19 protein-coding genes are annotated in these 23,329 nt (G+C 69.7%); 12 read left to right on the forward strand and 7 right to left on the reverse strand.

Features of this window, described 5'->3' with window-relative positions:
• The first annotated feature begins 24 nt into the window (after positions 1 to 24).
• Positions 25 to 846: a class I SAM-dependent methyltransferase gene (locus VGV60_01675; GenBank protein HEV8699962.1), complete on the forward strand. Its 822-nt coding sequence runs from the start codon at positions 25 to 27 to the stop codon at positions 844 to 846.
• On the opposite strand, the gene VGV60_01680 is transcribed toward VGV60_01675, so the two are convergent.
• From VGV60_01680 to VGV60_01690, 3 genes are read right to left on the reverse strand one after another with little or no spacing between them, the layout of a single operon-like run.
• Positions 821 to 2,191: a glycosyltransferase family 39 protein gene (locus VGV60_01680; protein HEV8699963.1), complete on the reverse strand. Its 1,371-nt coding sequence runs from the start codon at positions 2,189 to 2,191 to the stop codon at positions 821 to 823. The two genes, VGV60_01675 and VGV60_01680, sit on opposite strands and share 26 nt — an antisense overlap.
• On the reverse strand, positions 2,188 to 2,949 hold the full coding sequence (locus VGV60_01685; GenBank protein HEV8699964.1) for a class I SAM-dependent methyltransferase: 762 nt from the start codon (positions 2,947 to 2,949) through the stop codon (positions 2,188 to 2,190). Before VGV60_01685 ends, VGV60_01680 begins: the two co-directional genes overlap by 4 nt.
• Before the next feature lie 12 nt (positions 2,950 to 2,961).
• A complete protein-coding gene (locus VGV60_01690; GenBank protein HEV8699965.1) occupies positions 2,962 to 3,951 on the reverse strand; it encodes a glycosyltransferase family 2 protein in 990 nt (329 codons plus the stop codon).
• Positions 3,952 to 4,109: 158 nt separating this feature from the next.
• On the opposite strand from VGV60_01690, the gene VGV60_01695 reads away from it, so the two are divergent.
• From VGV60_01695 to VGV60_01710, 4 genes are all read left to right on the forward strand, one after another.
• Positions 4,110 to 5,408 carry a flippase gene (locus tag VGV60_01695; protein ID HEV8699966.1) on the forward strand — a complete coding sequence of 433 codons (1,299 nt, stop codon included), beginning with the start codon at positions 4,110 to 4,112 and terminating at the stop codon, positions 5,406 to 5,408.
• Positions 5,398 to 8,163 (forward strand): methyltransferase domain-containing protein, encoded by a 2,766-nt coding sequence (locus tag VGV60_01700; GenBank protein HEV8699967.1) that lies wholly within the window; start codon positions 5,398 to 5,400, stop codon positions 8,161 to 8,163. The genes VGV60_01695 and VGV60_01700 overlap by 11 nt, the downstream gene beginning before the upstream one ends.
• A gap of 111 nt (positions 8,164 to 8,274) precedes the next feature.
• Positions 8,275 to 10,086, forward strand: coding sequence for an amino acid permease (locus tag VGV60_01705; GenBank protein ID HEV8699968.1), 1,812 nt, complete (start codon positions 8,275 to 8,277; stop codon positions 10,084 to 10,086).
• Positions 10,087 to 10,102: 16 nt separating this feature from the next.
• Complete coding sequence (locus tag VGV60_01710; protein ID HEV8699969.1) at positions 10,103 to 11,419, forward strand: amidohydrolase family protein; 1,317 nt, start codon at positions 10,103 to 10,105, stop codon at positions 11,417 to 11,419.
• On the opposite strand, the gene VGV60_01715 is transcribed toward VGV60_01710, so the two are convergent.
• The 4 genes from VGV60_01715 to VGV60_01730 are packed head-to-tail and all read right to left on the reverse strand — an operon-like array spanning position 11,416 to position 17,160.
• Complete coding sequence (locus VGV60_01715; protein ID HEV8699970.1) at positions 11,416 to 13,188, reverse strand: D-aminoacylase; 1,773 nt, start codon at positions 13,186 to 13,188, stop codon at positions 11,416 to 11,418. The two genes, VGV60_01710 and VGV60_01715, sit on opposite strands and share 4 nt — an antisense overlap.
• On the reverse strand, positions 13,185 to 14,450 hold the full coding sequence (locus VGV60_01720; protein ID HEV8699971.1) for a pitrilysin family protein: 1,266 nt from the start codon (positions 14,448 to 14,450) through the stop codon (positions 13,185 to 13,187). Before VGV60_01720 ends, VGV60_01715 begins: the two co-directional genes overlap by 4 nt.
• The gene (locus VGV60_01725) at positions 14,447 to 15,850 is read right to left on the reverse strand and encodes a pitrilysin family protein (protein ID HEV8699972.1); all 1,404 of its coding nucleotides are present in this window, start codon (positions 15,848 to 15,850) and stop codon (positions 14,447 to 14,449) included. The genes VGV60_01720 and VGV60_01725 overlap by 4 nt, the downstream gene beginning before the upstream one ends.
• Positions 15,847 to 17,160 carry an MFS transporter gene (locus VGV60_01730; protein HEV8699973.1) on the reverse strand — a complete coding sequence of 438 codons (1,314 nt, stop codon included), beginning with the start codon at positions 17,158 to 17,160 and terminating at the stop codon, positions 15,847 to 15,849. The genes VGV60_01725 and VGV60_01730 overlap by 4 nt, the downstream gene beginning before the upstream one ends.
• A 207-nt stretch (positions 17,161 to 17,367) precedes the next feature.
• On the opposite strand from VGV60_01730, the gene VGV60_01735 reads away from it, so the two are divergent.
• The 7 genes from VGV60_01735 to VGV60_01765 all read left to right on the forward strand — a co-directional run bounded on the left by VGV60_01735 (position 17,368) and on the right by VGV60_01765 (position 23,329).
• Complete coding sequence (locus tag VGV60_01735) at positions 17,368 to 18,420, forward strand: asparaginase (GenBank protein HEV8699974.1); 1,053 nt, start codon at positions 17,368 to 17,370, stop codon at positions 18,418 to 18,420.
• Positions 18,421 to 18,490: 70 nt separating this feature from the next.
• Positions 18,491 to 18,814 carry a thioredoxin gene (gene trxA, locus VGV60_01740; protein ID HEV8699975.1) on the forward strand — a complete coding sequence of 108 codons (324 nt, stop codon included), beginning with the start codon at positions 18,491 to 18,493 and terminating at the stop codon, positions 18,812 to 18,814.
• The gene (locus tag VGV60_01745) at positions 18,811 to 19,413 is read left to right on the forward strand and encodes a TlpA disulfide reductase family protein (protein HEV8699976.1); all 603 of its coding nucleotides are present in this window, start codon (positions 18,811 to 18,813) and stop codon (positions 19,411 to 19,413) included. Before trxA ends, VGV60_01745 begins: the two co-directional genes overlap by 4 nt.
• 73 nt (positions 19,414 to 19,486) lie before the next feature.
• Positions 19,487 to 20,638: a GTPase HflX gene (hflX, locus tag VGV60_01750; protein HEV8699977.1), complete on the forward strand. Its 1,152-nt coding sequence runs from the start codon at positions 19,487 to 19,489 to the stop codon at positions 20,636 to 20,638.
• On the forward strand, positions 20,635 to 21,879 hold the full coding sequence (locus tag VGV60_01755) for a D-alanine--D-alanine ligase family protein (protein ID HEV8699978.1): 1,245 nt from the start codon (positions 20,635 to 20,637) through the stop codon (positions 21,877 to 21,879). Before hflX ends, VGV60_01755 begins: the two co-directional genes overlap by 4 nt.
• A 62-nt stretch (positions 21,880 to 21,941) precedes the next feature.
• Positions 21,942 to 22,532, forward strand: coding sequence for an HNH endonuclease (locus VGV60_01760; protein ID HEV8699979.1), 591 nt, complete (start codon positions 21,942 to 21,944; stop codon positions 22,530 to 22,532).
• 17 nt (positions 22,533 to 22,549) lie between these two features.
• Complete coding sequence (locus tag VGV60_01765) at positions 22,550 to 23,329, forward strand: rhomboid family intramembrane serine protease (protein ID HEV8699980.1); 780 nt, start codon at positions 22,550 to 22,552, stop codon at positions 23,327 to 23,329.

Genomic DNA, 23,329 nt, shown 5'->3' on the forward strand with positions numbered 1-23,329 from the left:
GGCGCGGACGTGGAGGCGCGTGGCGTGGAAGCGAAGGATCGGACGGTCAGAGTCTGGGGAGCGTCGCCGGCCGGGGCGATCTATGCCGGCGGGGCCGAGCCGGGGACGCGGGAGTTTTTCGAGACGGCGCGGCGGCGCCGGAACGATTACGAGATTCCGTGGCTGGCGGAGCTGGTGCCGTTCGGCGCCACAGCCGGGCGGGACGTCCTGGAGATCGGCTGCGGCGCCGGCTTCGACGCCTACGATTTCTGCAAGGCGGGGGCGCGCTACACCGGGATCGACATCACCCCCGAGAACCCGCGGCGGACGCGGGCGCACCTGGCTCTCTACGGACTGAAGCCGAGGGTCGCGCGGGCCGATGCGGAAGACCTGCCGTTCGGCGCCGACGGCTTCGACGTGGCGTTCTCGAACGGGGTGCTGCACCACACGCCCGACATCGCGAAGAGCCTGCGCGAGCAGCACAGGGTCCTGAGGAGCGGGGGGGAGATCTGGGTCATCCTGTACCACAGGAACTCGGTCTACTACTGGTTCACGCTATTCCTCGTGGAGCACCTGCTCTATCGCGGCTACAGAACGCGGAGCTTCCGGGAGCGTCTGTCGATGATCGAGTTCACCACGAGCGATGCCCGCCCGCTGGTCAACGTCTACAGCCGGGGGGAAGTAAAAAGACTGCTGCGGGACGCCGGCTTCGCGGTCGAGTCGCTCCGGGTGAGAAAGCTCGTGGTCGAGGACCTGCCGGGCCTGCCGCTCGTGGGAAGGCTCTGGAGGCACGTCCCGCGATCGTGGCTCGACGCGCTCGGAACGCTGTTCGGCTGGTACGTCATCGCTCGGGGGCGGCGGCCGTGATGCCCGAGGCGAAGAGGGTCCACACCAGGGCGGCCGGAAGCAGGTAGCGCCCCTCGAGGTGCAGAAGGACGGCCGTAGAAATGAAGGCCGCTGCGACGCCGAGAGTCGGCAGGAGATCCCGCCAGCGCCGCTGGTGCATCCACAGGGATAGGCACGCCATGCCGAGCAGGAGCGGGCCCCACAGCCGCTGCAACGCTTTCACCGCGGCCGCCAGCGGCTCGGCGGCGGCGTAGGCGAGCGGGCCTCCGCCCGTGCGGGCGCGGAACTCGGCGAGACTGTGGCCGGGTCGCTCCGCGGAAGGGATCCCCCAGCGAGCGTCGGGCATCAGGAGGCCGCGGAGCAGCCTGTGCACCGCGAGCCGGACGAGAAAACCGGGCCGGGTCCTCAGGACCTCGAGCACGTGCGGACGGATCAGATCGTCGTACTCGGGCGAGGCGTAGGCGATCTCCGGATGGCCGGCGGTCATCGCGGCGTAGGTCGCCCGGTCGTCCAGGACGGCGCCGAAGTCGTTGCCGATCTCCCCGAACCCCTCCCACACCGTCGCCCAGAAGAAGGTGTTCGTCAGGATCGGCCGGTGGTAGATCCGCTCGTTGCGCACGGCCCACGGAAGAAGCGCGAGGAGCGGCAGACCCGCCGCCAGGGCGCCGCGGAGCGCCGCCCGGCGCAGGCCGAGTCGCGGTATCGTCGCGGCCGCCACGAGCGGCGGCAGGATGAGAAAGGTGGACTTGAAATAGACGCCGGCCGCCGCGGCCACGCCGATCCACGTCCAGTCCACGAGCGGCTGGCCGCGCCCGTGGGCTCTCGCCAGAAGCCAGATGACCAGTCCGGCCACGAGCAGGACGAAGCCGTCGTAGAGCGGTACGACCGACAGCCACGCCAGGGGCGGGTTGAGGGCGGTGATCGTCCCGGCGATGACGCCTGCCGTCCCGCCGAAGAGCCGCCTGCCGGCCCCATAAAGAAGAAGGGGCAGCATGGCCCCCAGGACGACCTGCACCCACTGGGCCGGCAGGTACGTTTGTCTCCCGGTGAGACGCCACACCGAGGCCAGGAAGAGCGGATATCCGGGCATCCTCTGGATGAGCGGCTTGGTCGGCGGATCGGCGGGGTCTGGAAACTCCTCGATGTCGATCAGCCGCCCCTCCGCCTGCTGGCGGTCGTACAGGCGCAGGATCTCGTCCGGGCCCATCGTCTCGACGAGCCCGCGGCCGGCGAGAACGTTCCGGGCCACGAGCCCCATGGCGGTGGTGATTCCGCCCGAGGCGTAATCGTCGTGCTGCGTGAGGAGCATGGGGACGCGGACGGCGAGCGCCAGGAGGAAGAGCAGAGCCGGAATGCGGCGGCTCATGTCGCGGAGTTCCGGCCGTCCTTGCGCGCGACGGCCAGAAGGGACACTCCGAAAGGCAGGTCGATCAGCCGCAGGAAGACCCGTTCGCCGCCGAACAGCCCCGCCAGGAAGGCGTTGAGGGGGCCGGGGACCACCTTGAAATCGGACTCCCCTTCGGTCGACGCGGCCGCGTCGCGGCGGAGCAGCCGCGCGAGCAGCACGGCGGGAAACAGGAACATGTTGAAGTAGGAGACCCGCTCGACGCCGAGCCCGGCCTCGCGGATTCGGTCGCGCAGCTCGCGGCGAGCGTAGCGGCGGCGATGGTGATTGATGACGTCGTGCGGGGACCAGAGGAAGCGGTGCGCCGGCACCGTGGCGATCAGCAGGCCTCCGTCCGCCAGGAGCGATGCGGCGCGGCGGAGCGCCAGGACGTCGTCATCGAGGTGCTCGAGAACGTCGAACAGGGCGACGACGTCGTAGCCTCCGCCCGGCGGCATCTCGGCGGGGAAGTCGACCCGAAGAAGCTCGGCGTCCCGCCCGTGTCGCTGCGCCGAGTAGCGGATGGCGTCTTCGGAGGGATCGATCCCGGTCACCCGGCCATGGGCGGCAAGAATGGGGAGCATGCCGCCGGTGCCGCAGCCGATCTCGAGGAGCTTCAGGTCGTTCCGGCCGCCCAGAAGCGATCGAAGGAGCGAGGCGACGATGCGGCGTCGCCCCTTGAACCACCAGTGGCGTTCCTCGTGGACCTCCGCGAAGTCGCGGTACATCGAGAGGTCCATTGAGGCGGGCTCCTAGGATCGAGTCTCGGTCGTGTGCGACACCGGCTGGGGCGCCTCGTGGGGAAAGCCGATCGCCTCCTCGACGATGTAGAGCGGGCGCTGCTTGACCTCCTCGTAAATCCGCCCGACATATTCGCCCAGGATCCCGAGCAGGATCAGCTGCGTGCCCCCCAGGAACAGGACGATGGCCGCCAGGGACGTCCACCCCGCCGGGGTCTGGTACAGGAGATGGCTGATGAAGGCGAACAACAGGTAGAGGAAGCCCAGCCCGGCTGCCATGAACCCGATCCAGGTCGACACCTGGAGAGGCACGGTCGAAAAGGCGAAGAACCCGTCGAGCGCCAGCTTCATCAGGTGCCGGATGCGGTATTTAGGCTCGCCCGAGCGCCGCTCCATCCTCTCGTACTCGATCTCGGTCCGCCGGAAGCCGACCCAGGAGCGCAGGCCGCGCACGAAGCGGTTGCGCTCGGGGAGCGAGCGCAGGTGCCCCACCACGCGCGCGTCGAGGAGCGAGAAGTCGCCCGAGTCGAGCGGGATGTCGATGTTGCTGATGCGACGTAGCAGGCGGTAGAAGATCGCGTACGCGGCGCGCTTCAGCGGCCCTTCCTTGCGCTGGCGGCGCACCGCGCACACGACGTCGTACCCCTCGCTCCACCGCGCCAGGAGGTCGGGGACCACCTCGGGAGGGTCCTGCAGGTCCGAGTCCATCACCACCGAGGCGTCGCCGTCGGCGTGCGCCAGCCCGGCGCTGATCGAAATCTGGTGGCCGAAGTTGCGGGAGAACGACAGCACCCTCACCCGCCGGTCGGAGGCCGCAAGGGCCCGCAGCCGATCGAGGGTGCCGTCCCGGCTGCCGTCGTTGATGAAATAAAAGACGTACGGGATGCCGCGGCCGTTCAGGGTCTCCGACAACCTCCGGTACAGCTCGGCGACGTTCTCCTCTTCGTTGTAGAAGGGGACGACGACACTGAGGTGCGAGGCCAGTCGGCGCGGCGGATTCATCCAGGCTCCTAGGCTCCCGGCGAAGCGGCTGATTATAGCGTGCCGTCCCTGCGGACTCCCCCTGTCTATCTTGCTTCACCGGGGGCGAAGGCCTATCTTGAACGGGCATGTCGCCGGCTCCCTCCCCGTCGCAAGAGAGATTCCCCGGGATCCCCGGGTTGTCCCTGCCTTCCCTGTGGTCGGCGGGGGCGGCCTTCTGGCAGCGGGCGTTCGCCTCCGACTTCGCCTGGAAGGTGGGGGAGACCTTCGCCACCCGGGTGTTCCTGCTCGGCGCGGGGGTCGCCGCGGGCGTGCTCGTGGCCCGGAGCCTCGGCCCGGAGGGGCGAGGGCTGTTCGCGGTGGCGACGGCGCTCGCGGGGATGTGCGTGCAGTTCGGCAATCTTGGCCTGCACACGGCCAACGCCTACTATGTCGCCCGCGACCGCAGCCTGATGCCGCGCCTCGCCGGCAACAGCCTGGCGGTGAGCGCGGTCGTGGGAGGCCTGGCGATCGCCGGTCTCTGGGCCCTCGCGTCGTTCCGGCCGGACATCGCGCCGCTCCGGGGGGCCCTCCTGGTCCTGACCTGCGTCTCGGTCCCGGTCGCTCTCGGCTACATGCTCCTGCAGAACCTGCTCATGGGCGTCCAGGACGTGCGCTCCTTCAATCGCATCGAGATCCTGGTGCGCCTGGTGTCCCTCACCCTCATCGTGCTGGTCATCCTCGAAAAACGGGTGACGCCGGAGGCCATCTTCGCCGCCGGGCTCCTGGCTTCGGGCGTCGGCCTGGTCCGCGTCCTGAGGCGGCTCGGCCGCTTCCTGCCGGAGCGGCCGAGCCCGTCCCTGGGGCTCCTCCGCGAGCACATGGTGTACGGCCTGAAGTCGTACCTGGCGTGCTTCTTCGCCTACCTGGTCGTACGCCTCGATCTCCTGATGGTGTCCTCCATGCTCGGGACGAAGGAGGCGGGGTACTACTCCATCGCGGCCTCCATGGCCGACCTGGTCTACATGCTGCCGTCGGTCATCGGCACGCTGCTGTTCCCCAGGCTGGTGGCGCGCCCCACGCAGGAGGAGAAATGGCGGCTGACCGCCGGCGTCGGGGCCGCGGTCCTGGTGGTGATGGTGGGCGTGTCGTCGTTGTCGGCCCTCCTGGCCCGGCCTCTCATCCAGATGCTCTTCGGCGCCGATTTCCTGCCGGCGACCCCGGCGTTCGTGGTCCTCGCCGTCGCCATGATCTTCTACGGCGTGAACAACATCGTCTCGAGCTACCTCGCTTCGATGTCGTTCCCCTGGTTCTCCGTCGGCGTCTGGATCGCGGCCGCCGGGCTGAACGTCGTCCTCAACCTGCTCCTCATCCCGGCCCGCGGCATCCTGGGCGCGTCGATTTCCTCGCTGGTGTGCTACGTTCTCGTCCTGGTGGCGCATGTCCTCTATTGCGCGAGGACGGCCACCTGGAGGCGGCGCCCGGCCCATGAGAGTTAAGCGGGACTTCAACCAGATCTACCGGGACGAGGACGATCCCTGGGCGATCGGCGCGGCCGACTCCGATCGCTATGCCCTGTACCGCAGCTACATCCGCGAGCGCAAGCCGTCGGGGGGCGCGGTGCTCGACATCGGCTGCGGCTTCGGGGCGTTCCTGGCCCACTACAAGGACGCGTTCCAGAGGCTCGACGGTGTCGACGTCAGCGCCCTGGCGATCGAGAAGGGGCGGCGCCGCTTTCCGTTCCTCCGCTTCTTCCAGGGCTCCGCCGCCGGGCTCGATCGGATACCCGGCCTCGCCGGACGCTACGACCTGATCGTCTACAGCGACGTCATCTGCTACCTGAACGAGGCCGACCGGAACGCGTCCCTCCGCTGGATCGCCGATCACCTGGCGGACGACGGCCTGGCCTTCGTGGCCGCCTGGACCCCCGGCGGCAACTACCTGGCCCCCGACGAGCTCGAGCGGCTGGTGCGCCGGCACCTGCGGCTCGAGCAGGAACGCATCCTCCGGACCGGGCATGCCGTCTTCCTGGCCCGGCGCAGGCGTCGCCTGGTGGCCGTGACCCTGGACTACGAGACCTGGCACCCGATCCCGGAGGGGCGGACCATCGACTGGGAGTCCGACGTCTTCCGCCCCACGACCGAATTCCTGAGGGTCGCCGGCGGCGCGAAGGCGCCTCTCACCCTGATGGCCGAGGCCGGGGAGTACCTCTGGCTGCGAAAGAACGAGCCCGCCATCGCGAGAAGGATGGAAACCCAGTGGCAGGAAGCCCTTCGCGGAGGGCACGACGTCCAGCTGCACCTGCATCCCTCCTGGCTTCCCGAGCTCGGGGCGCGGCATGAAGGGGACGTCTGGACCTGGGACTGGTCGAAGGCGAAGGCGGCCGACTACCCGTTCGACCTGGGGGCGAAGATCGCGGAGTGCCGGACGGCCCTCGAGTCGACGCTCCGTCCGATCGATCCCTCCTACCGCGTCGTCGCCTTCCGGGCCGGCGGCTACCAGGCGCAGCCGTTCACCCGACTGTACGACGTCCTGACGGCCGCCGGGATCTCCTGCGACTCCTCGGTGCACGCGGGCGGCCACTCGACCGAGCGCGGCTACGATTACCGCCTGGCCTTCTCGCGCCACCAGCCGTACTTCGCGGCCCGGCACGACCCGCAGCTCCTGGCCCCTCCGGACGAGCGGGGCATCGTCGAGCTGCCCCTGTTCGCCTGGCGGCCGGGGGAGAGGTGGTCGCTCGACGGCCCGGAGGGAGGGCGGTTCGCCGACCGACTGCTGCAGCATCTCGAGGACGAGAGCGCGAGCTTCCGGCCGACCGAAGCCTATCGGCGGGCCCGAAGAATCCGGGCCTGGCTGGGCCTCAGGTACGCCTCGCTGAGGCCGCTGCGCGGCGTGCTGAACCGCCTGATCCCGCGCGGGCTGGCGCACCTCCTGCCCGACTATCCTCCGTCCGCCGTGGGGCACGAGTACTTCGTGCTGATCGGACACACCAAGGGAGAGCACGACTTCGAGGCGATCGCGGCCGGGTTGCGGCGCCTGGAGCGCGATGGCGGCGCCGAGATCGTGTCGCTGTCGGACATGGCGCGCATCGCCCGGGCCGAGCTCGTGGACTCGTCGCCCGACGATGCGAGCGACAGCGCCGCCTGGCAGGTGCGCCGCGAGTACCAGTCGATCATGGGGAGCGATCGCAACGAGACGCAGTCCCGTCGGCTGCAGGACATGATCCCGCTCGATCGGGAGAGGATCCTCGACCTCGGCTGCGGCGCGGGCTACTGGACGTCGGCGATCGCGCGGCGTTACCCGTGGATGCAGGTCGAAGGGATCGATTACGGGGCGGAGTTTCTCGCCAAGGCGGGGCGGGAGCAGCGCCTCGACCGCGCCCGTTTCCTGCGCGGGGACATCGCGCGGCTGCCGTTCCGGGACGGCGCCTTCGATTGCGTCTACGCCGACAACACACTGGAGCACTCGTTCTCGGTGAGCGCGACGCTGTCGGAGTCCCATCGCGTCCTGCGCCCGGGCGGAGTCCTGGTGGCGGCGCTGCCGAGCGACGCCCGGAATCCCCGGCGCATCTGCGACAACCACACCTGGAAGACCGCCCCGGACGACGTGCGGACACGGCTTCTCGTGGCGGGGTTCCGCGATCTCTTCATCGAGGAGGTCGACACCTACCGCGACCTGGGCATGCCCCCCTACCCGCCGGCGGACGACCGGATGATCTACCTGCGAGCCACCCGAAGGCCCTCGGACGCGACCCGGCTGGAGCGAGCCAGGGAAGCGACCGCCTGGGTCTACCGGGCCCTCAGCCCCGAGAAGTCCTCGGAGGGGAACGATCCCGTCGCCATCCTGTCCGGCGGCGTGGCCTTCTGCTGGGGGTACGCGGTGGTCCTGGGCGCCCTCCTGCGCCGGGAAGGGTTCGACGTGCGCTGGCTGTCGATGCTCGCCCGCGATCACCCGCGAGGCCGCGGGAAGGAACGGACCGACTCGCACGAGGTGGTCCTGGCGCGCTGCGACGGAGCCGAGGTGATCCTCGACCCGATGTCGAACACCGTCATCCCGCACCCGTTCCTGGAGGTCCTGCGGCGTCCGGCGCTGGCCGCGCCGAAACCGGACCCCGACGAGCGCTATGCCGCCCGCGGCTACTCTCTCTATTCGACCGCCTTCTGGTACGAGCGGATCTTCGAGTACGCCCTGCGATCCGATACGTCCGAAAGGCCCCGCTGGCGCCGCCGTCCCATCGAGGCGGCGCCGCGCTGAAGCGGTCCCGCCGCCGGCGCCCGGCTGATTGTTGACTCCCCCGGGGCCCTCGCGTATATTTCCGCGGCCATTCGCTTTCCATCGACAAGAGATGCTTGGGGGATGCAGGGGATGAACGTCTCTGCCCTGTTCCGCACGAAGAGCGTCGATCGGATCACCCGCGAATCCGAGGCCGGCACCGGCCACACCCTGAAGCGCACCCTCACCTGGCTCGACCTGACCATGCTCGGCATCGGCGCCGTCATCGGCACCGGGATCTTCGCCGCCATCGGCACGGCGACGGCGGGGAACGCCGACCGTCCCGGGGCCGGGCCGGCGATCATCGTATCGTTCGTCCTGACGGCCGTGGCGTGCATCTTCTCGGCGCTCTGCTACGCCGAGTTCGCGGCGATGATCCCGATCTCCGGCAGCGCCTACACCTACGCCTACGCCACGCTCGGCGAGATGATCGCCTGGATCATCGGCTGGGACCTGATCATCGAGTACGCCGTCGGGAACATCGCGGTGGCCATCTCGTGGGCGAAGCATTTCAACGACGTCCTGCAGCATGCCTTCGGCCTGCGCATCCCCGAGTGGCTGACCATCGACTACGAGACGGCGACGCGGACGCCCGAGATCATCGCCGCGGCGCCGAGGATATTCGGCATACCGGTCGTCATGAACATCGCGGCGGTGGCGATCGTCGCCCTGATCACCTGGGTCCTGGTCATCGGCGTGAAAGAGAGCGCCGTCTTCAACAACGTCATGGTCGGGATCAAGCTGGTGATCCTCCTGATGTTCGTCTGGGTCGGGTTCAAGTACGTGAAGCCGGAGCACTTCACGCCGTTCATGCCGAACGGCTGGCTGGGGGTGCAGGCCGGGGCGGCGCTGATCTTTTTCGCCTACATAGGATTCGACGCCGTCTCGACCGCCGCGGAGGAGACGCGCAACCCGAAGCGCGACATCCCGATCGGCATCATCGGGTCGCTGTTCATCTGCACGGTCATCTACGTGGCGGTGGCCGCCGTCCTGGTCGGCATCATTCCGTGGCAGGACCTGGGGGTCGCCGACCCGCTGCCGAAGGCGCTGGCCTTCATCAAGCTCGACTGGGCCGCGGGAGTGGTGTCCTTCGGCGCGGTGGTGGCGATGACGGCGGTGCTCCTGATCTTCCAGTACGGCCAGCCGCGCATCTTCTTCTCGATGTCGCGCGACGGCCTGCTGCCGAAGAGGTTCGCCGCCATCCACCCGCGCTACCGCACGCCGCACGTCACGACGATCTGGACCGGGGTGTTCGTGGCCTTCTTCGCGCTGATCTCGCCGCTCGACAAGATCGTCGAGCTGACCAACATCGGCACGCTCTTCGCCTTCGTCCTGGTCTGCCTGGGCGTCATGATCCTGCGGCACACCGATCCGCACCGCCACCGGCCGTTCAAGACGCCGTGGATCCCCCTCCTGCCGATCTGGCTCGTCATCGTCTATTACCTGCCAGGTGAGATCCTGCACGCCGACTGGAGCAAGCGCGCCGAGTACACGGTAGTGCTGCTGCTGGCGGTGACCGGTGCGGTCTTCTCGGTCATCGGGCTGACCGCGTGGATACGCCGCCGCAAGATACCCGAGCTCGTCAAGACGGAGTTCGCACTGGCCGGGATCGGTTCCTGTGTCTGGCTGATGGCCGGCCTCCCGGCCCTCACCTGGTGGCGCTTCGCCGGCTGGCTGGCGATCGGCATGGCGATCTACACGCTCTACGGCTACCGCCACAGCAGGATGGGAGACGGCGTGACGCCGATGCCGAAGCAGCTGAACTTCCTCGCGCCGATCGCCGCGGTCGCCGCGTTCGCGACCTGGTGGGGCTGCCCGCACCCGTGGAGCCTGATCGTCCCGATCCTGATCCTTCTCGCGATGTCCTTTTATGCGCTGCACGTCACCCAAAGACGGACGGCTTAGCAGGCCGGAGGTTGCCATGAGGAACGCCCTCGGTGCGACACTCGTGCTCGGCGTACTCCTTCTCGCCGCGTCCGCGTCGAGCCCGGCCTCCGCCGCCCCGCCCCCCGCGCCGGCCGCCCCCTTGCGGACGATGGTGATCCGCTGCGGCCGCCTCCTCGACGTGCGCACCGGGGCCCTCAAGGAGGGGGCCCAGGTGGTCGTCGTCGGGGATCGGATCGAGCGCGTCCTGGACGCCTCCGCGAAGGCCCCGGACGGCGCCGTCGTCCACGACCTGTCGGCGTACACCGTCCTGCCCGGCCTGATCGACGCGCACACCCACACTTTCCTGCAGCCCGGCGATTACGACGTGCAGCTCCTGAAGCAGTCGCTCCCGCGCCGCACCCTGCAGGCGGCCAACTCGGCGCGGGCGCTGCTCCTGGCCGGGTTCACCGCCATCCGCGACCTCGAGACCGAAGGGGCGATGTTCGGCGACGCCGCCCTGCGCGATGCGATCACCGACGGGATCACGCCGGGACCCAGGATGCAGGTGGCGACCCGCGCCATCTCGACCACCGGGAACTACGCCCTGCTCGGCTATGCCCCGGGCGTCGCGGTGCCGAAGGGGGTGCAGATCGCCGACGGCCCGTGGGAGATCCGAAAGGCGGTGCGCGAGCAGATCGAGGGGGGCGCAGACTGGATCAAGTTCTACGCCGACTACCGCAAGTTCCAGCCGACCGGCGAGATCATCGACCTGCGCGTCACCATGACCCAGGAGGAGATGGACGCATTGGTCGACGAGGCCTCCCGCCGGCACCGCCCGGTGTCGGCCCACTGCTACGGCGACGAGGCGACTCGCGCCGCCGTCCGCGCGGGAGTGCGATCCGTCGAGCACGGCCTGTTCCTCGACGACACGACACTCAAGATGATGCTCGACAAGGGGGTCTACTACTGCCCGACCCTGACCGCCTACCAGACGTCCTACGACGAGACGCCGACCCCCGCCTGGAAGAAGGTCGTGGACGGCCACCGCGACACGTTCCAGCGCGCCCTGAGGATGAAGCTGAAGATCGCCTCCGGGAGCGATGCCGGCGACTTCCCGCCGGGGGACGCCGCCCGCGAGCTCGTGCTGATGGTCGAAGCCGGCATGCCGGCGCTCAAGGCGATCCAGGCCGCCACCATCGTGGACGCCGATCTGCTCGGCTGGCAGGACCGCATCGGCGCCGTCGAGCCGGGTAAGCTCGCCGACCTCATCGCCGTCGAGGGGAACCCGCTGGCCGACATTTCCGCCGTCCGCCGCGTCCGCTTCGTCATGAAGGGCGGCGAGGTCTACCTGAATCCCTCAGGAATTCGCTAGCCTCGATCCGCCGCCGGCCGGTATCCGGGGCCGCGCAGGATGCGGCCGGGCAGGCGGTCGGTGATCTTCCCCTGGTCGACGACCGGCGCGCCGTTGACGAAGACGTGGACGATCCCCGCGGAGTACTGGTGCGCGGCGTCGAAGGTCGCGAGGTCGATGACCTTGTCCGGGTCGAACACGGTGATGTCGGCGAACATCCCCGGACGCAGCAGGCCGCGGTCGCGCAGGCCGAGTTTCTGGGCCGCGAGCGACGTCATCTTGCGCACCGCATCCTCCAGGCGCAGGACCTTGTCCTCGCGGACGTAGCGGCCGAGGATTCGCGGAAAGGTCCCGTAGGCGCGCGGATGGGTCGAGGACAATCCGAGGACCCCCTCCGGCGACACGCCGCCGGCGTCGCAGTTGAAGGCCACCCAGGGCGTCGCCATGGCCGTGCGCACGTCCTCCTCCGACATCGCGAAATAGACGCAGCTGACCGCTCCGTTCTCCTCGACCAGGAGGTCGAACATCGCCTCGAAGGGATCGACCCCGCGCATGCGGGCGATCTCGGAGAGGCGCTTCCCCTGGTACTTCTTGTTGGCCTGGGTGCTGACGCCGACGACCAGGACGCCTTCGGGACCGCCGACGTTGTGGAACAGGCTCTCCCATCCGCCCGCGGGGTTTTCGATCTCCTTGCGGATGCGGTCGCGCTCGGCCGGGTCCTTGAGTCGGGCCACGAGCCTGGCGACGCCTCCCTCCGACGCCGTCGGCGGCAGGCTGGCGGCGAGGCCGGTGGCCGCCGCGGGATAGGGATAGATGTCGGCGGTGATGTCGATGCCGCGCGCGCGGGCCGATTCGATTTCGGCGATGATCTCCTTCATCCGCCCCCAGTTCTGCCGGCCGGCCGCCTTGAGGTGCCAGACCTCGACCGGGATCGAGGCCTGCTCGCCGATGGTCTCGGCCTCCTTCAGGGCGGGGATGATCTCCTCCGCTTCGTTCCGGATGTGGGAGGCGTAGATGCCGCCGTACTTCGCGGCGACCTTCGCCATCTCGACCAGCTCGTGCGTGTCGGAGAAGCTGGCCGGCGGGTAGATCAGGGAGCTGGACAGGCCGAAGGCGCCGGCCTCCATGGCGCGCGCCACGTGGCGCTTCATGGCTTCGAGCTCCTCGGCGTTCGGCAGCCGGTTGTCGCTCTTGATCACCGCCTGGCGGACCTGGGTGGCCCCGACGAGGTGGGCAAAGTTGATCGAGGATCCCTTGGTCTTCAGGCGCCTGAAGTAGCCGTCGAAGTCGCGCCAGTCGATGGTGAGCCCGTACTCGGCGATGCCCGGCATCATGTCCTCGATGGTGAACGCGGTCTGCGGCGCCACCGAGCCCCCCTCGCCGGTCAGCTCGGTCGTGATCCCCTGGGTGATCTTGCTCCGCACGTGCGGGTCGACCAGGACGGTGATCTCGGACTGGCCGAGGAGGTCGATGAACCCGGGCGCCACGACCAGCCCGCGCGCGTCGATCGTGCGGCGCGCCCGGGCCTTTCCGAGGCCGCCGACGGCGGCAATCCGATCGCCTCGAATCGCCAGGTCCCCCGTGAACCAGGGGTTGCCGGAGCCGTCCACGATCCGTCCTCCGCGCAGGATGACGTCGTAGGTCTCGGGGGGCCTCGCGGCGTCGGTCACGCCCGCACGGGCCGCGGCGGGAGCCGCCCCGGCCGGCGCCTCGGCGCGCGCCCCCCCGACTGTCGTCGCGGCGGCGAGCAGGACGAAGGGAATCACCGCGTTCGCTGTCCTTGGCCTCATAGGGTCTCCTTGTCGAACTTCGGGCCCGACACGACGAGGACATGGCGGCCGAGCGTCAGGTACCGTTCCGCCGCGTCCTCCACCTGCGCTCTGGTCACCTCGCGTATGAGGCGGGGGAGTCTCTCGGGATAGTCGATCCCCTGGCCGAAGAACTCGGCGTCGGCGAGGACCGACGCCGACTCGGGGTTGGTCTCCATGCGGCGCGGAATCGAGGCGGCGAGGGCGCTCTGCGAGTCCTTCATCTCCGCCGCGGTCACTCCGCGGCGCCGCAGCCGCCCGATCGTCTTGCGCATCAGATCGATCGCCTTTCTGATGCCCTGGGGCGCCACGCCGGCCCGGACCGCGAGCGGGCCCGCCCCGATCCCCGCGGTGAAGCGGGAATAGACATAGTAGGCGAGGCCGGCCCGATCGCGGATCGCGTTCCCGAGGCGGCCGCCGAGGGCGAACTCGCCCAGGATGTTGTTCAGCACCAGGACCGCCGGCAGGTCGGGCGACAGGCGCCTGATTCCCGGGAAGCCGAGGCCGATATCGGCCTGCGTCTTCCCCTCGATCGGGCGCGACACGACGATCTCGCGCGTCCGCGCGGGCGGGTCCGGGATGGCGGCGCGCACCACCCTGGCCCCCGCCCAGGAGCCGAACAGTCCGGCGACCAGATCCATGGCCCGGCGCGGATCGAGGTCCCCCACGAGGCTCAGGACGGAACCCCCGGGGCCGATCCGGGCGCGGTGGAAGGCGGCCAGGTCGCGACGCTCGATGCTCTCGATGCTGGCGCGCGTCCCGAGGCGCGGGCTTCTGTAGGGGTGCCCTTCGGGGAAGAGCGCCTCGGCCAGGGCCATCTCCGCCACGGCCGCGGTGTCCTGGTCGCGCTCGGCGATCGAGGTCAGGACCTGTCCCTTCTCGCGCCGCAGCTCCTCCTCGGGAAAGGTCGGCTCGGCGATCAGGATGCGCAGGCGCTCGAGGACGCCGGGCAGGTGCTGCGCCAGCAGGCGGATCTCGACCTCGAGCGTGTCGCGCCGTGCGCCGCACTCGAAGGCGACCCCGAGGTAGTCGAAGTAGTCGGCGATCTGCTCGGCGGTGAGCGACCCGGCGCCGCGATCGACCAGGTCCCCCGCCAGGGCCGCCGTCCCCTCCCTGCCCGGAGGATCGAAGGCGGCGCCGGCTTCCAGGACCAGCCGGATGGCGATCGACTTCGCGGCGGGGTTCTGGCGTGCGACGACGACGAGGCCGTTCGAGAGGGCGGCGCGCGACGTCTCGGCGCTCATCCGCGCGGTCCCCGGGACGGGCCGGCCGCCGGAACCTCCGAAGGGCCGGCCGGCAGGAGGATTCCCACGGTCCGCCCGTCGGCCCGCAGCCGGGCGCGGGCCAGCCGGGCGACGTCCTCGACGCGGACGGCGGCGACCCGGCGCGGCAGGTCCAGGAAGATCGTATGGCTGGCCACGGTCTCGAAGAAGCCGAGCTGGTGGGCCGCGTCGGTGGCGCTTTCCGACTCGAGCGCGTAGCGCGCCTGGAACTGGTTGACGGCCCGCTCCAGGTCGCGGGCGGGGATGTCTCCCTTCGACAGGCGATCGATCTCGGCCGAGAGGGCCGCCTCGATCCGCCCGGGATCGACCCCCTCCTTCGCCGTCGCCGCGATCCGGTAAAGATAAGGATGGCGCGTCGGCAGGACCGAAGTCGAGACGTCGCTCGCCAGGTTCCCTTCGATGAGGGCGCGATACAGGCGCGACGACTTGCTCGACCCGCGGCCGCCGTGCCCCGCCCAGGGGTTCACCGTCGGGCCGCCCGCGAGGATGCCGTCGAGGGCCAGCATCACGGCGAAGTCCGGGTCGGTCACGGCCGGGGCGTGGAACGCGACGTCCAGATAAGCGGCGCCGGAGGGGCGGCGAAGGGTCAGCCGGCGCTCCCCCTCCTGCCGCGGCTCGACGGTCCGGACCGCCGGGAGATCGGCCCCGCGCGGCAGGCGTCCGAAAAGGCGCCGCACCAGACGCAGAGCCTCAGGCGTTGCGAAGTCGCCGGCGACCACGAGGATGGCGTTGTTGGGCACATAGTACCGGCGGTAATGCGCGTACAGGTCGTCGCGCGTGATCGCCTGCAGGTCCGACAGGTAGCCGATCGTCGGCCAGCGGTAGGGATGCGCCTGCAGGGCGGTCCCCGAGATCTCTTTCTCGAGAAAGGAGCGCGGGTCGTTCTCCCCCCCCTGCAGCTCGGAGATCACCACGGTGCGCTCGCGATCGACCTCGGTCTTCGAGTACAGGCACTCGGTCATGCGGGACGCCTCGAGTCGCAGCATCGCCTCCAGGGAGTCGCTCTGGACCGTCTCGAGATAGGTCGTGACGTCGAGCCAGGTGTATCCGTTCCAGGTGCCGCCCGCCAGCTCGATCAGGCGGGTGATGTCCTTCTTGGGGATCGTCCTCGTTCCCTTGAAGTTCATGTGCTCGACCCAGTGGGAGATGCCGGTGATCCCGGGCCGTTCGTCGCGCGAGCCGACGCGGTACCAGCACCAGACCGAGACGACCGGCGCCTGGCGCATCTCGCGCAGGATGACCGTCAGGCCGTTGGGGAGCCTGGTCGCGGTGATCCCGCCCGGCTTCCCGCGCGGTTTCGCGGCCCTGGCCCCCGCCCGCAGGCCGCCGCGTCCCCTCGTCCGCCTCCTGCGGCTGGTCATGGGTGTCTCCCCGTCGGGGCCGTGGCGAAGCGGGCGGCGCCGCTGCGCCGCGCCAGCACGCCGGCGTGCAGCGTCAAGGCGAAGTAGATGCAGCCGCCGATCAGGAGCGTCGCTCTCAGGTCGATCGCCGTCAGGGCCCCGCACAGGATAGGCCCGAGGGCCCCGCCGAGCATCGCCGTGCTCGACAGGACGCCGTATCCCAGGGCGCGCGAGGCGCGCGGGATGAGGCTGCCGCCGAGCGTGTATCCCAGGGTCATGGCTCCGCCGACCGCCAGCCCGAGCAGGACGCGCAGGATGGCGAACGAGACGATCGAGCGGCAGAACGCCATCGGCACGATCAGCAGGGACGCCGCCCCCAGGCTGAGGCGCAGCAGGCCGGCCGGTGCGGCCTTGCCGGCCTTGCGGCCCAGGGCGTAGGCGGACGCGGCGCTGGCGAGGGCCCCGGCCGAGACGACGATGCCCGTGAGCGCCTCGGCCCCCTCCCGTCCGCCTTCCAGGGCCGGCACGAAGAGGGGCACGACCAGGAACAGCGACCGGTCGACCAGGTTGATGAGGAAGAGCTGCGGCAGCAGATGCAGGAACAACGGCAGCGCCAGGATGCGGCGGAACCCCAGCGGGGCGGGGGAGGCCGCCGCGACGGCCGGCGCCCCGGACACGACGGCGCGCACGCCGGCCGAGACCGGCCCCTCCTGCTGGACGACGATGGTCTCCGGCTCCGCCGGGTCGGTCTCCGGGCCGGTGTCGCGATAGAGCGCCAGGACGAACAGGAACGCGGTCGAGCAGAGGACGCAGGTGATCAGGAAGGCGCGCTGGATGCCGATGGTGTCCGCCAGGACCCCGCCGACGAGCGGCCCGACGGCGGTGCTGACGATCTGGGTGGCCTGCAGGAGCCCGACCGCCCGGCCGATCCGGTCCCCCGGGCAGCCGTGCGTCACGAGCGCCACCGACATGGTGCCGAAGCCCGAGAACAGCCCCAGGAAGATTCGCAGCCCGAGCATCTGCCAGACGTTCGTCACGAAGTACATGAGTCCCCAGTGGATCGCGATCACCAGGAGGATTCGCTGCACCATGATCTTCATCCCGACGCGGACCGCCAGGCGGGCCCACAGTGGCCCGAGGATCGCCGCGAGGAGCGGCGTCACCGTCAGCATCACGCCGGACCAGAGGGCGACCTGCCGGACGCCGTGGATGCCGAGGGTCTCGATGTAGAACGGCAGGAAGGGCGTGACCAGCGTGAAGCCGAGAAAGACCATCGCGGCGGCGACGTTCACCGCCACCTGGTTGCGGCGCCACGGCTCGCGCGGCAGCAATGTTCCCGCTCGGGCGGGACTCGATCGCGTACGGGTCAACGGGCTCCCTGGACCGCGGCCCCCGGGCTTCGGAGTCGCGGGGCTGCGAGGCGGGCGCATGGTATTACACGGGCCTCTGCACCGGCAACCAGCGGTCGGCGGCCAGCGACTCCACGCACCTTGCCGGTTCAGATGCCCTAGAATGAACCTCGCTCTGGGGAGATTGGGATGCCGGGTTCGTCGAAAGTTGCCGGAGAGCCGGGACATGGCTATGTCCCGCTGGTCGAGGTGCGCCGCGGCGGGACCGTGGAATCGCTCCACTTCGGGGCGATCGCGGTGGTCGACGCGGAGGGCCGGGCCATCGCCTCGGCCGGCGATCCCGCGATCCAGGTCGTGCTCCGCTCGACGGCCAAGCCGGTGCAGGTCCTGCCGCTGCTCGACGCCGGCGGGGCGGAGCGTTTCGGCTTCAGCGAACCCGAAATCGCCGTGATGATCGGCTCGCACGGAGGGGAGCCAGTCCACGTCGAGGCCGTCCGCTCGATCCTGAGGAAGGTCGGACTGGACGAGACGGCGCTCCTATGCGGCTCCCACGCGCCGACCCACAGGCCGGCGGCACTCGCGTTGCGCCGGCTGGGCCAGGAGCCCTCGGTGCTGCACAACAACTGTTCCGGGAAGCATGCCGGCATGCTGGCGCTGGCGGTCCACCTGGGCGCTCCGGTGGCCACGTATCTCGATCCCGGGCACCCGGTCCAGGAGCGCATCCGGGCTCGGCTCGAGGCGCTTGCAGGCCTGCGTCCGGGAACGGCGGCGATCGCCATCGACGGCTGCTCCGCCCCGACATTCAGCATGGCGCTCGGCAGCCTGGCGCTGCTCTACGCCCGGCTGGTGGCGGGGGCGGGCAGGAGAGGGGCCCCGGACGCCGCCCTGCCCCGCGCCGTGGGGGCGATGCGGCGCCACCCGGAGATGATCGCCGGCACCGATCGCCTGTGCACCGAGCTGATGCGGCGGGGCCGCGGAGGCCTGATCGCCAAGATCGGGGCGGAGGGGATGTACGGCCTGGCCTTCGAGCGGAAGGGGCAGGACATCGGGATCGCCCTCAAGATCGCCGACGGCGACGGGCAGCGGGCCCGGTTCAGCGCGGCCCTCGAGGCGCTGTCCCAGCTCGGGGCTCTCGCCGCAGGGGACGCGGCCGAGCTCGGCGGACGGTTCGTGGGGGAAGTGCGCAACCACCGGAACCTGAGGGTCGGGGAGATCGCCACCACATTTCAACTCGCCGGATGAATGCTATAATCAGTGCTTCCGCCACAAGCCCATGGAGGCCCGGCTTTCGTCGGCGGGGAAGGTGCTGCCCATGAAAGGCGCGGTCGAAGTCGACGATACCAACTTCGAGAGCGAGGTGTTGCTCTCATCCCTGCCGGTGCTCCTCGATTTCTCGGCGGAGTGGTGCGCGCCGTGTAAACGGCTCGCCCCCGTCGTCGAGTCGATCGCCGGCGAGTACTCCAGCCGCCTGAAGGTCGCCCATCTCGACATCGACCGGGCCCAGGCGACGGCCGTGAAATACGGCATCATGTCGGTCCCGACGGTCCTGTTCTTCAAGGGGGGGAAGGTCCTCGACCAGCTCCTGGGCTTCGTCCCCAGGGAGAAGCTGGTCGAGAAGATCGATCGCATCCTGTGACGACACCTCCAGCGTCCCCCGCCAGACGGGCTGTCGCCCGGTCGACCCGCGCGCTCCTGCTTCCGGCACTCGTCCTGCCATCGCTCCTCCTCCTGGCGCCCGGGACGGCCCGGGCCCAGAAGATCCCGGCGATACCACCCTCTCCCGGACACAAGGTCGGCAGCGTGGCGCACGATTTCGTCCTGAAGGACCTGAACGGGCAGAAGTTCAGCCTCAAGGAGATGCGCGGCCAGCGCGTGGTGCACGTGGTCTTCTGGGCCACCTGGTGCGCACCGTGCCTGCAGGAGATCCCCCACATCAGGGAGACGTACGCCAAGTACCGGGACCGCGGGTTCCAGGTCCTGGGGATCGTGGTCGAGATGAACCAGACGCCCGATGTCGTGCGGGGGGTGGCGCGCGATCTCAAGGTCAACTATCCCGTCCTGTGGGACGAGGGGGGCACGGTCCAGGACCGCTACAGGGTCTCCTACATCCCCCAGAATTTCCTGGTCGGCAAGGACGGCATCATCCGCTACGCCGGCACATCGCTGCCGTCCAACTACGATGCGCTCGTCGAGTCCCTGCTCAAGGACGGCGACTCCCGTCCCGCCTCCCGCTGACGGACGGGCTCCCGGGCCCCGATCCGGCCGCGCTCCGATTGACGATCCCCCCTGCCGAGATTAAGATCGCCTGGTGAATCGTCTCGAAAGGGCCATTCTCGCCGGAATCTGCCGTCATCGCCGGGAGCGGGCCGAGGTGGATGAGCACCTGCAGGAGCTCGGTCTGCTGGCCGGGTCGGCGGGGGCCCAGGTCGTCGGGACGGTGGTGCAGGACCGGGGGCCGCTCCACGCGGCCACCCTGGTGCGGCGGGGGAAGGTCGAGGAGCTGGCCGCCCTGGCCCGGGAGCAGGCCGCCGACCTGCTGATATTCGACGAGGACCTGTCGCCGGCGCAGATCAAGAACCTCGAAAACGAGATCCCCGTCAAGGTGCTGGACCGATCCGGGCTCATCCTGGACATTTTCGCCCGCCGGGCGCGCACGCGGGAGGCCCGCACCCAAGTCGAGCTGGCGCAGCTGCGCTACCTGCTGCCCCGCCTGACGCGGCATTGGACCCACCTGTCGCGGCAGGCCGGCGGCATCGGTCAGCGGGGAGTGGGGGAGACGCAGCTCGAGACCGACCGCCGGCTGATCCGGCGCCGGATCGCGCGCCTGGCGTCCGACCTGAAGGATATCGAGAAGGAGCGCGGCGAGCGCCGCAAGCGACGCCTGGAGCTGCCGCGTGCCGCCCTGGTCGGCTATACGAACGCCGGCAAGTCGACCGTCATGAACCTGCTGACCGGCGGCGGCGCGCGGGTGGAGGACCGTCTGTTCGTGACTCTCGATCCCCTGGTCAGGCGCTGCGAGCGTGGCGGGCGACCGCCGTTCCTGGTCACCGACACAGTCGGGTTCATCCGCAAGCTGCCGCACCACCTGGTGGCCTCGTTCAGGAGCACGCTCGAGGAGGCGGCGGAGGCCGACCTGCTGGTTCACGTGATCGATTCCGCCTCCTCCGCCCTGGAGGACCAGATGAAGAGCACGCGCGAGACGCTCGACGACCTCGGGCTCTCGTCGTATCCCGTCCTCCTGGTCTACAACAAGATCGACCTGGCGCCGCAGGGCGTCCTCGACCGGCTGCGGGGGGAGCATCCGCAGGCGGTCTTCATGTCGGCGATCGACGGCGCCCAGGCGGGCCGGCTCGAGGAGCGGGTCCGGGAGGAGCTCCGTGCCTGCCGGCGTGGCTCCGGCTCGACCCCCTTGCCTGAGCCCGAGCCGGCCTGGGTGGCGGCGCGCGGGGGAGAGGCATGACGGCGAAGCGGGCGGCCAGCGGACGATCGGGGCGGCGAGCCCCGCCGGTAAGGAGCGTCTCGACGGCGCGGCGCGGGCCGCGCGTGCGGGTGGGGGTCGTGTACGGCGGGCGATCGGTCGAGCACGAAGTGTCGCTGATCTCGGCGCGCGCCATCATGCAGGCCCTGGACCCCGCTCGCTACGACGTGGTGCCGATCGGCATCACCAGGCAGGGACGCTGGGTCATCGGGAAGGCGCACTGCGCGCTGCCGCCCGATCCTTCGGTGCGCGGCCTGGTCCGGCTGCGGGACGGCGCCGAGGCGCGTGCCCTGCCGGCCGCCCGCGGCAGGTCGGCCTTGAAGGCGGGTGGCCGCTCCGCCCGCGGAGCCGCGGGGGAGGGCCTGCGCGGACGGCTCGACGTGGTCTTTCCCGTGGTGCACGGCACCGGCGGCGAGGACGGCTCCCTCCAGGGGCTCCTGGAGCTCGCCGGGCTCCCCTACGTGGGCGCCGGCGTCCTCGGATCGGCTCTCGGCATGGACAAGGCGCTGATGAAGGTCGCCTTCGCCCAGGCGGGGCTCCCGATCGTCGACCACCGCGTCATCAGGAGCTCCGATCTGAGGACGGATCGCGAGCGCTTCATCCGCACGGTCGAGAGCGCCTTCGGCTATCCCTGCTTCGTGAAACCGGCGAATGGCGGCAGCAGCGTCGGCGTCAGCAAGGCCAGGGACGTCCGGGGCCTGGCGGACGCGATCGGCCTGGCGGCCCGCTACGACCGCAAGGTGATCGTCGAGCGGGCCATCGACGCGCGCGAGATCGAGTGCAGCGTCCTCGGCAACGACAGGCCCGAGGCGTCGGTGCCGGGTGAAATCGTCCCGGCGAACGAGTTCTACGACTACCGGGCGAAGTACATCGACACGGACTCGCGCCTCCTGATCCCGGCCCCGCTGGGCGCGGAGCAGACCTCGAGGATCCGCGACCTGGCGGTCAGGGCCTTCCGGGCCCTGGATCTGTGCGGCATGGCGCGCGTCGACTTCTTCCTTGATCGCACGACGGAAGCGATCTTCGTGAACGAGGTGAACACCATCCCGGGTTTCACGCCGATCAGCATGTACCCGAAGCTCTGGGAGGCCAGCGGCCTGTCGTTTCCGGCCCTCGTCGACCGCCTGGTGCGGCTGGCGCTCGAGCGCCACGCCGAGAAGAAGCGCCTGATCACGACGTACAGCCCGGAGCGGAACGGGCGTCGCACCTTGACAAAGGGCTGAGACGATCATATTTTTTTCCGTGTCGCGGGGAGGCTGCAGGCCCCGCGGCCCGATGCCTGGCCATGATTGATACCAACGTTCTCGTCCTGAACCGCCTGTTCCAGGCCATCCAGGTGACGAGCGTCCGCAAGGCGTTCTGCCTGCTGTACAAGGGGCATGTGCGGGCGGTCGCCCCCGACTACACGACCTACGACTGGGAGGACTGGGTCGACATCCCGCCCCAGTCGCACGAAGACTCGATCGTCACGCCGACGCTGCGCATCCGCATCCCGCGCGTGGTCCTGCTGGTGGATTTCGACCGCCTGCCGCGGCACGAGGTGCGGTTCACCCGCAAGAACATCTTCTACCGCGACCGCAACCGCTGCCAGTACTGCGGCCACAAGTTCCAGACGCGCGACCTGAATCTCGACCACGTCGTCCCCCTGTCGCGCGGCGGCAGGTCCACCTGGGAAAACGTCGTCTGCTGCTGCATCAAATGCAATTCCAGGAAGGGCGGTCTGCTACCCGAAGAGGCCGGCATGCACCTCGTCCGCTCGGCCGTGAAGCCGCGCTGGCACCCGCTGGTCAAGATTTCCTTCACCACCGGCCAGTACGAGGCCTGGAAGAACTTCCTCGACATCGCCTACTGGAACGCCGAGCTCCGCGAGGAGTAAGAGGCCGCGCTGCGGGCGTGCCGGGCACGCGCGGCACGCGCTCCCAGGTTGCAGTTCCCCGGACCGTGTGCTACCTTCCGAGGATGGCCTACTACCGCACGCCGTACAGCCCGCAGGTCGGCCTCGGCGGGCGGATCACCCCCGGCGTCAAGGCGCTCCTGATCGCCAACGTCAGCGTCTTCGCCCTCCAGGTCCTGGCGCAGTTCCAGGGAGTAGTCCTGGAGCCGTTGTTCGGCCTGAGCCCAGTAGCGGTCATGAAGAGCTGGTTCCTCTGGCAGCTCTTCACCTACATGTTCCTGCACACGACGGGCTGGCTCGGGCACCTGCTCCTGAACATGCTCATGCTCTGGATGTTCGGCACGGAGGTCGAGAAGGGCTGGGGGACGCGGCTGTTCTTGAAGTACTACTTCATCTGCGGCATCGGCGCGGGGATCACCACGTGCCTGTTCAATTTTCCGTTCGCTCCGGGGAGCCTGACAATCGGCGCATCCGGTGCCATCTACGGGGTGATGCTGGCCTACGGCCTGATGTTTCCCAATCGCCAAATCCTCTTCTGGTTCATTTTCCCGATGCGGGCGATTAGTTTCGTCCTGCTTTGCACCGGGATCCAGATGTTCTCATTGCTAAGCCTGCAAGACGGGGTGGCCTACATCACGCACCTGGGCGGGATGCTCTTCGGCTATCTCTACCTGAAGCGCGTCTGGAGGCTGAAGGATTTCTGGAACGGCATCGTATGGCGCCTGCGGCGCCGCCGTTTCCGCGTGATGCGGGACGACGAGAACTACCCTTTCCACTGA

It is taken from the genome of Candidatus Polarisedimenticolia bacterium (genome assembly GCA_036001465.1).
GTDB lineage: Bacteria > Acidobacteriota > Polarisedimenticolia > Gp22-AA2 > Gp22-AA2 > Gp22-AA3.

What these genes read in the sequence shown, in the direction of transcription:
- VGV60_01705 (HEV8699968.1), top strand. Translation starts at nt 8,275, where the DNA reads ATGAACGTCTCTGCCCTGTTCCGCACGAAGAGCGTCGATCGGATCACC.
- VGV60_01755 (HEV8699978.1), top strand. Translation starts at nt 20,635, where the DNA reads ATGACGGCGAAGCGGGCGGCCAGCGGACGATCGGGGCGGCGAGCCCCG.
- VGV60_01685 (HEV8699964.1), bottom strand. Translation starts at nt 2,949, where the DNA reads ATGGACCTCTCGATGTACCGCGACTTCGCGGAGGTCCACGAGGAACGC.
- VGV60_01700 (HEV8699967.1), top strand. Translation starts at nt 5,398, where the DNA reads ATGAGAGTTAAGCGGGACTTCAACCAGATCTACCGGGACGAGGACGAT.
- trxA (HEV8699975.1), top strand. Translation starts at nt 18,491, where the DNA reads ATGAAAGGCGCGGTCGAAGTCGACGATACCAACTTCGAGAGCGAGGTG.
- VGV60_01715 (HEV8699970.1), bottom strand. Translation starts at nt 13,188, where the DNA reads ATGAGGCCAAGGACAGCGAACGCGGTGATTCCCTTCGTCCTGCTCGCC.
- VGV60_01760 (HEV8699979.1), top strand. Translation starts at nt 21,942, where the DNA reads ATGATTGATACCAACGTTCTCGTCCTGAACCGCCTGTTCCAGGCCATC.
- VGV60_01735 (HEV8699974.1), top strand. Translation starts at nt 17,368, where the DNA reads ATGCCGGGTTCGTCGAAAGTTGCCGGAGAGCCGGGACATGGCTATGTC.
- VGV60_01720 (HEV8699971.1), bottom strand. Translation starts at nt 14,450, where the DNA reads ATGAGCGCCGAGACGTCGCGCGCCGCCCTCTCGAACGGCCTCGTCGTC.
- VGV60_01690 (HEV8699965.1), bottom strand. Translation starts at nt 3,951, where the DNA reads ATGAATCCGCCGCGCCGACTGGCCTCGCACCTCAGTGTCGTCGTCCCC.
- VGV60_01725 (HEV8699972.1), bottom strand. Translation starts at nt 15,850, where the DNA reads ATGACCAGCCGCAGGAGGCGGACGAGGGGACGCGGCGGCCTGCGGGCG.
- VGV60_01680 (HEV8699963.1), bottom strand. Translation starts at nt 2,191, where the DNA reads ATGAGCCGCCGCATTCCGGCTCTGCTCTTCCTCCTGGCGCTCGCCGTC.
- VGV60_01710 (HEV8699969.1), top strand. Translation starts at nt 10,103, where the DNA reads ATGAGGAACGCCCTCGGTGCGACACTCGTGCTCGGCGTACTCCTTCTC.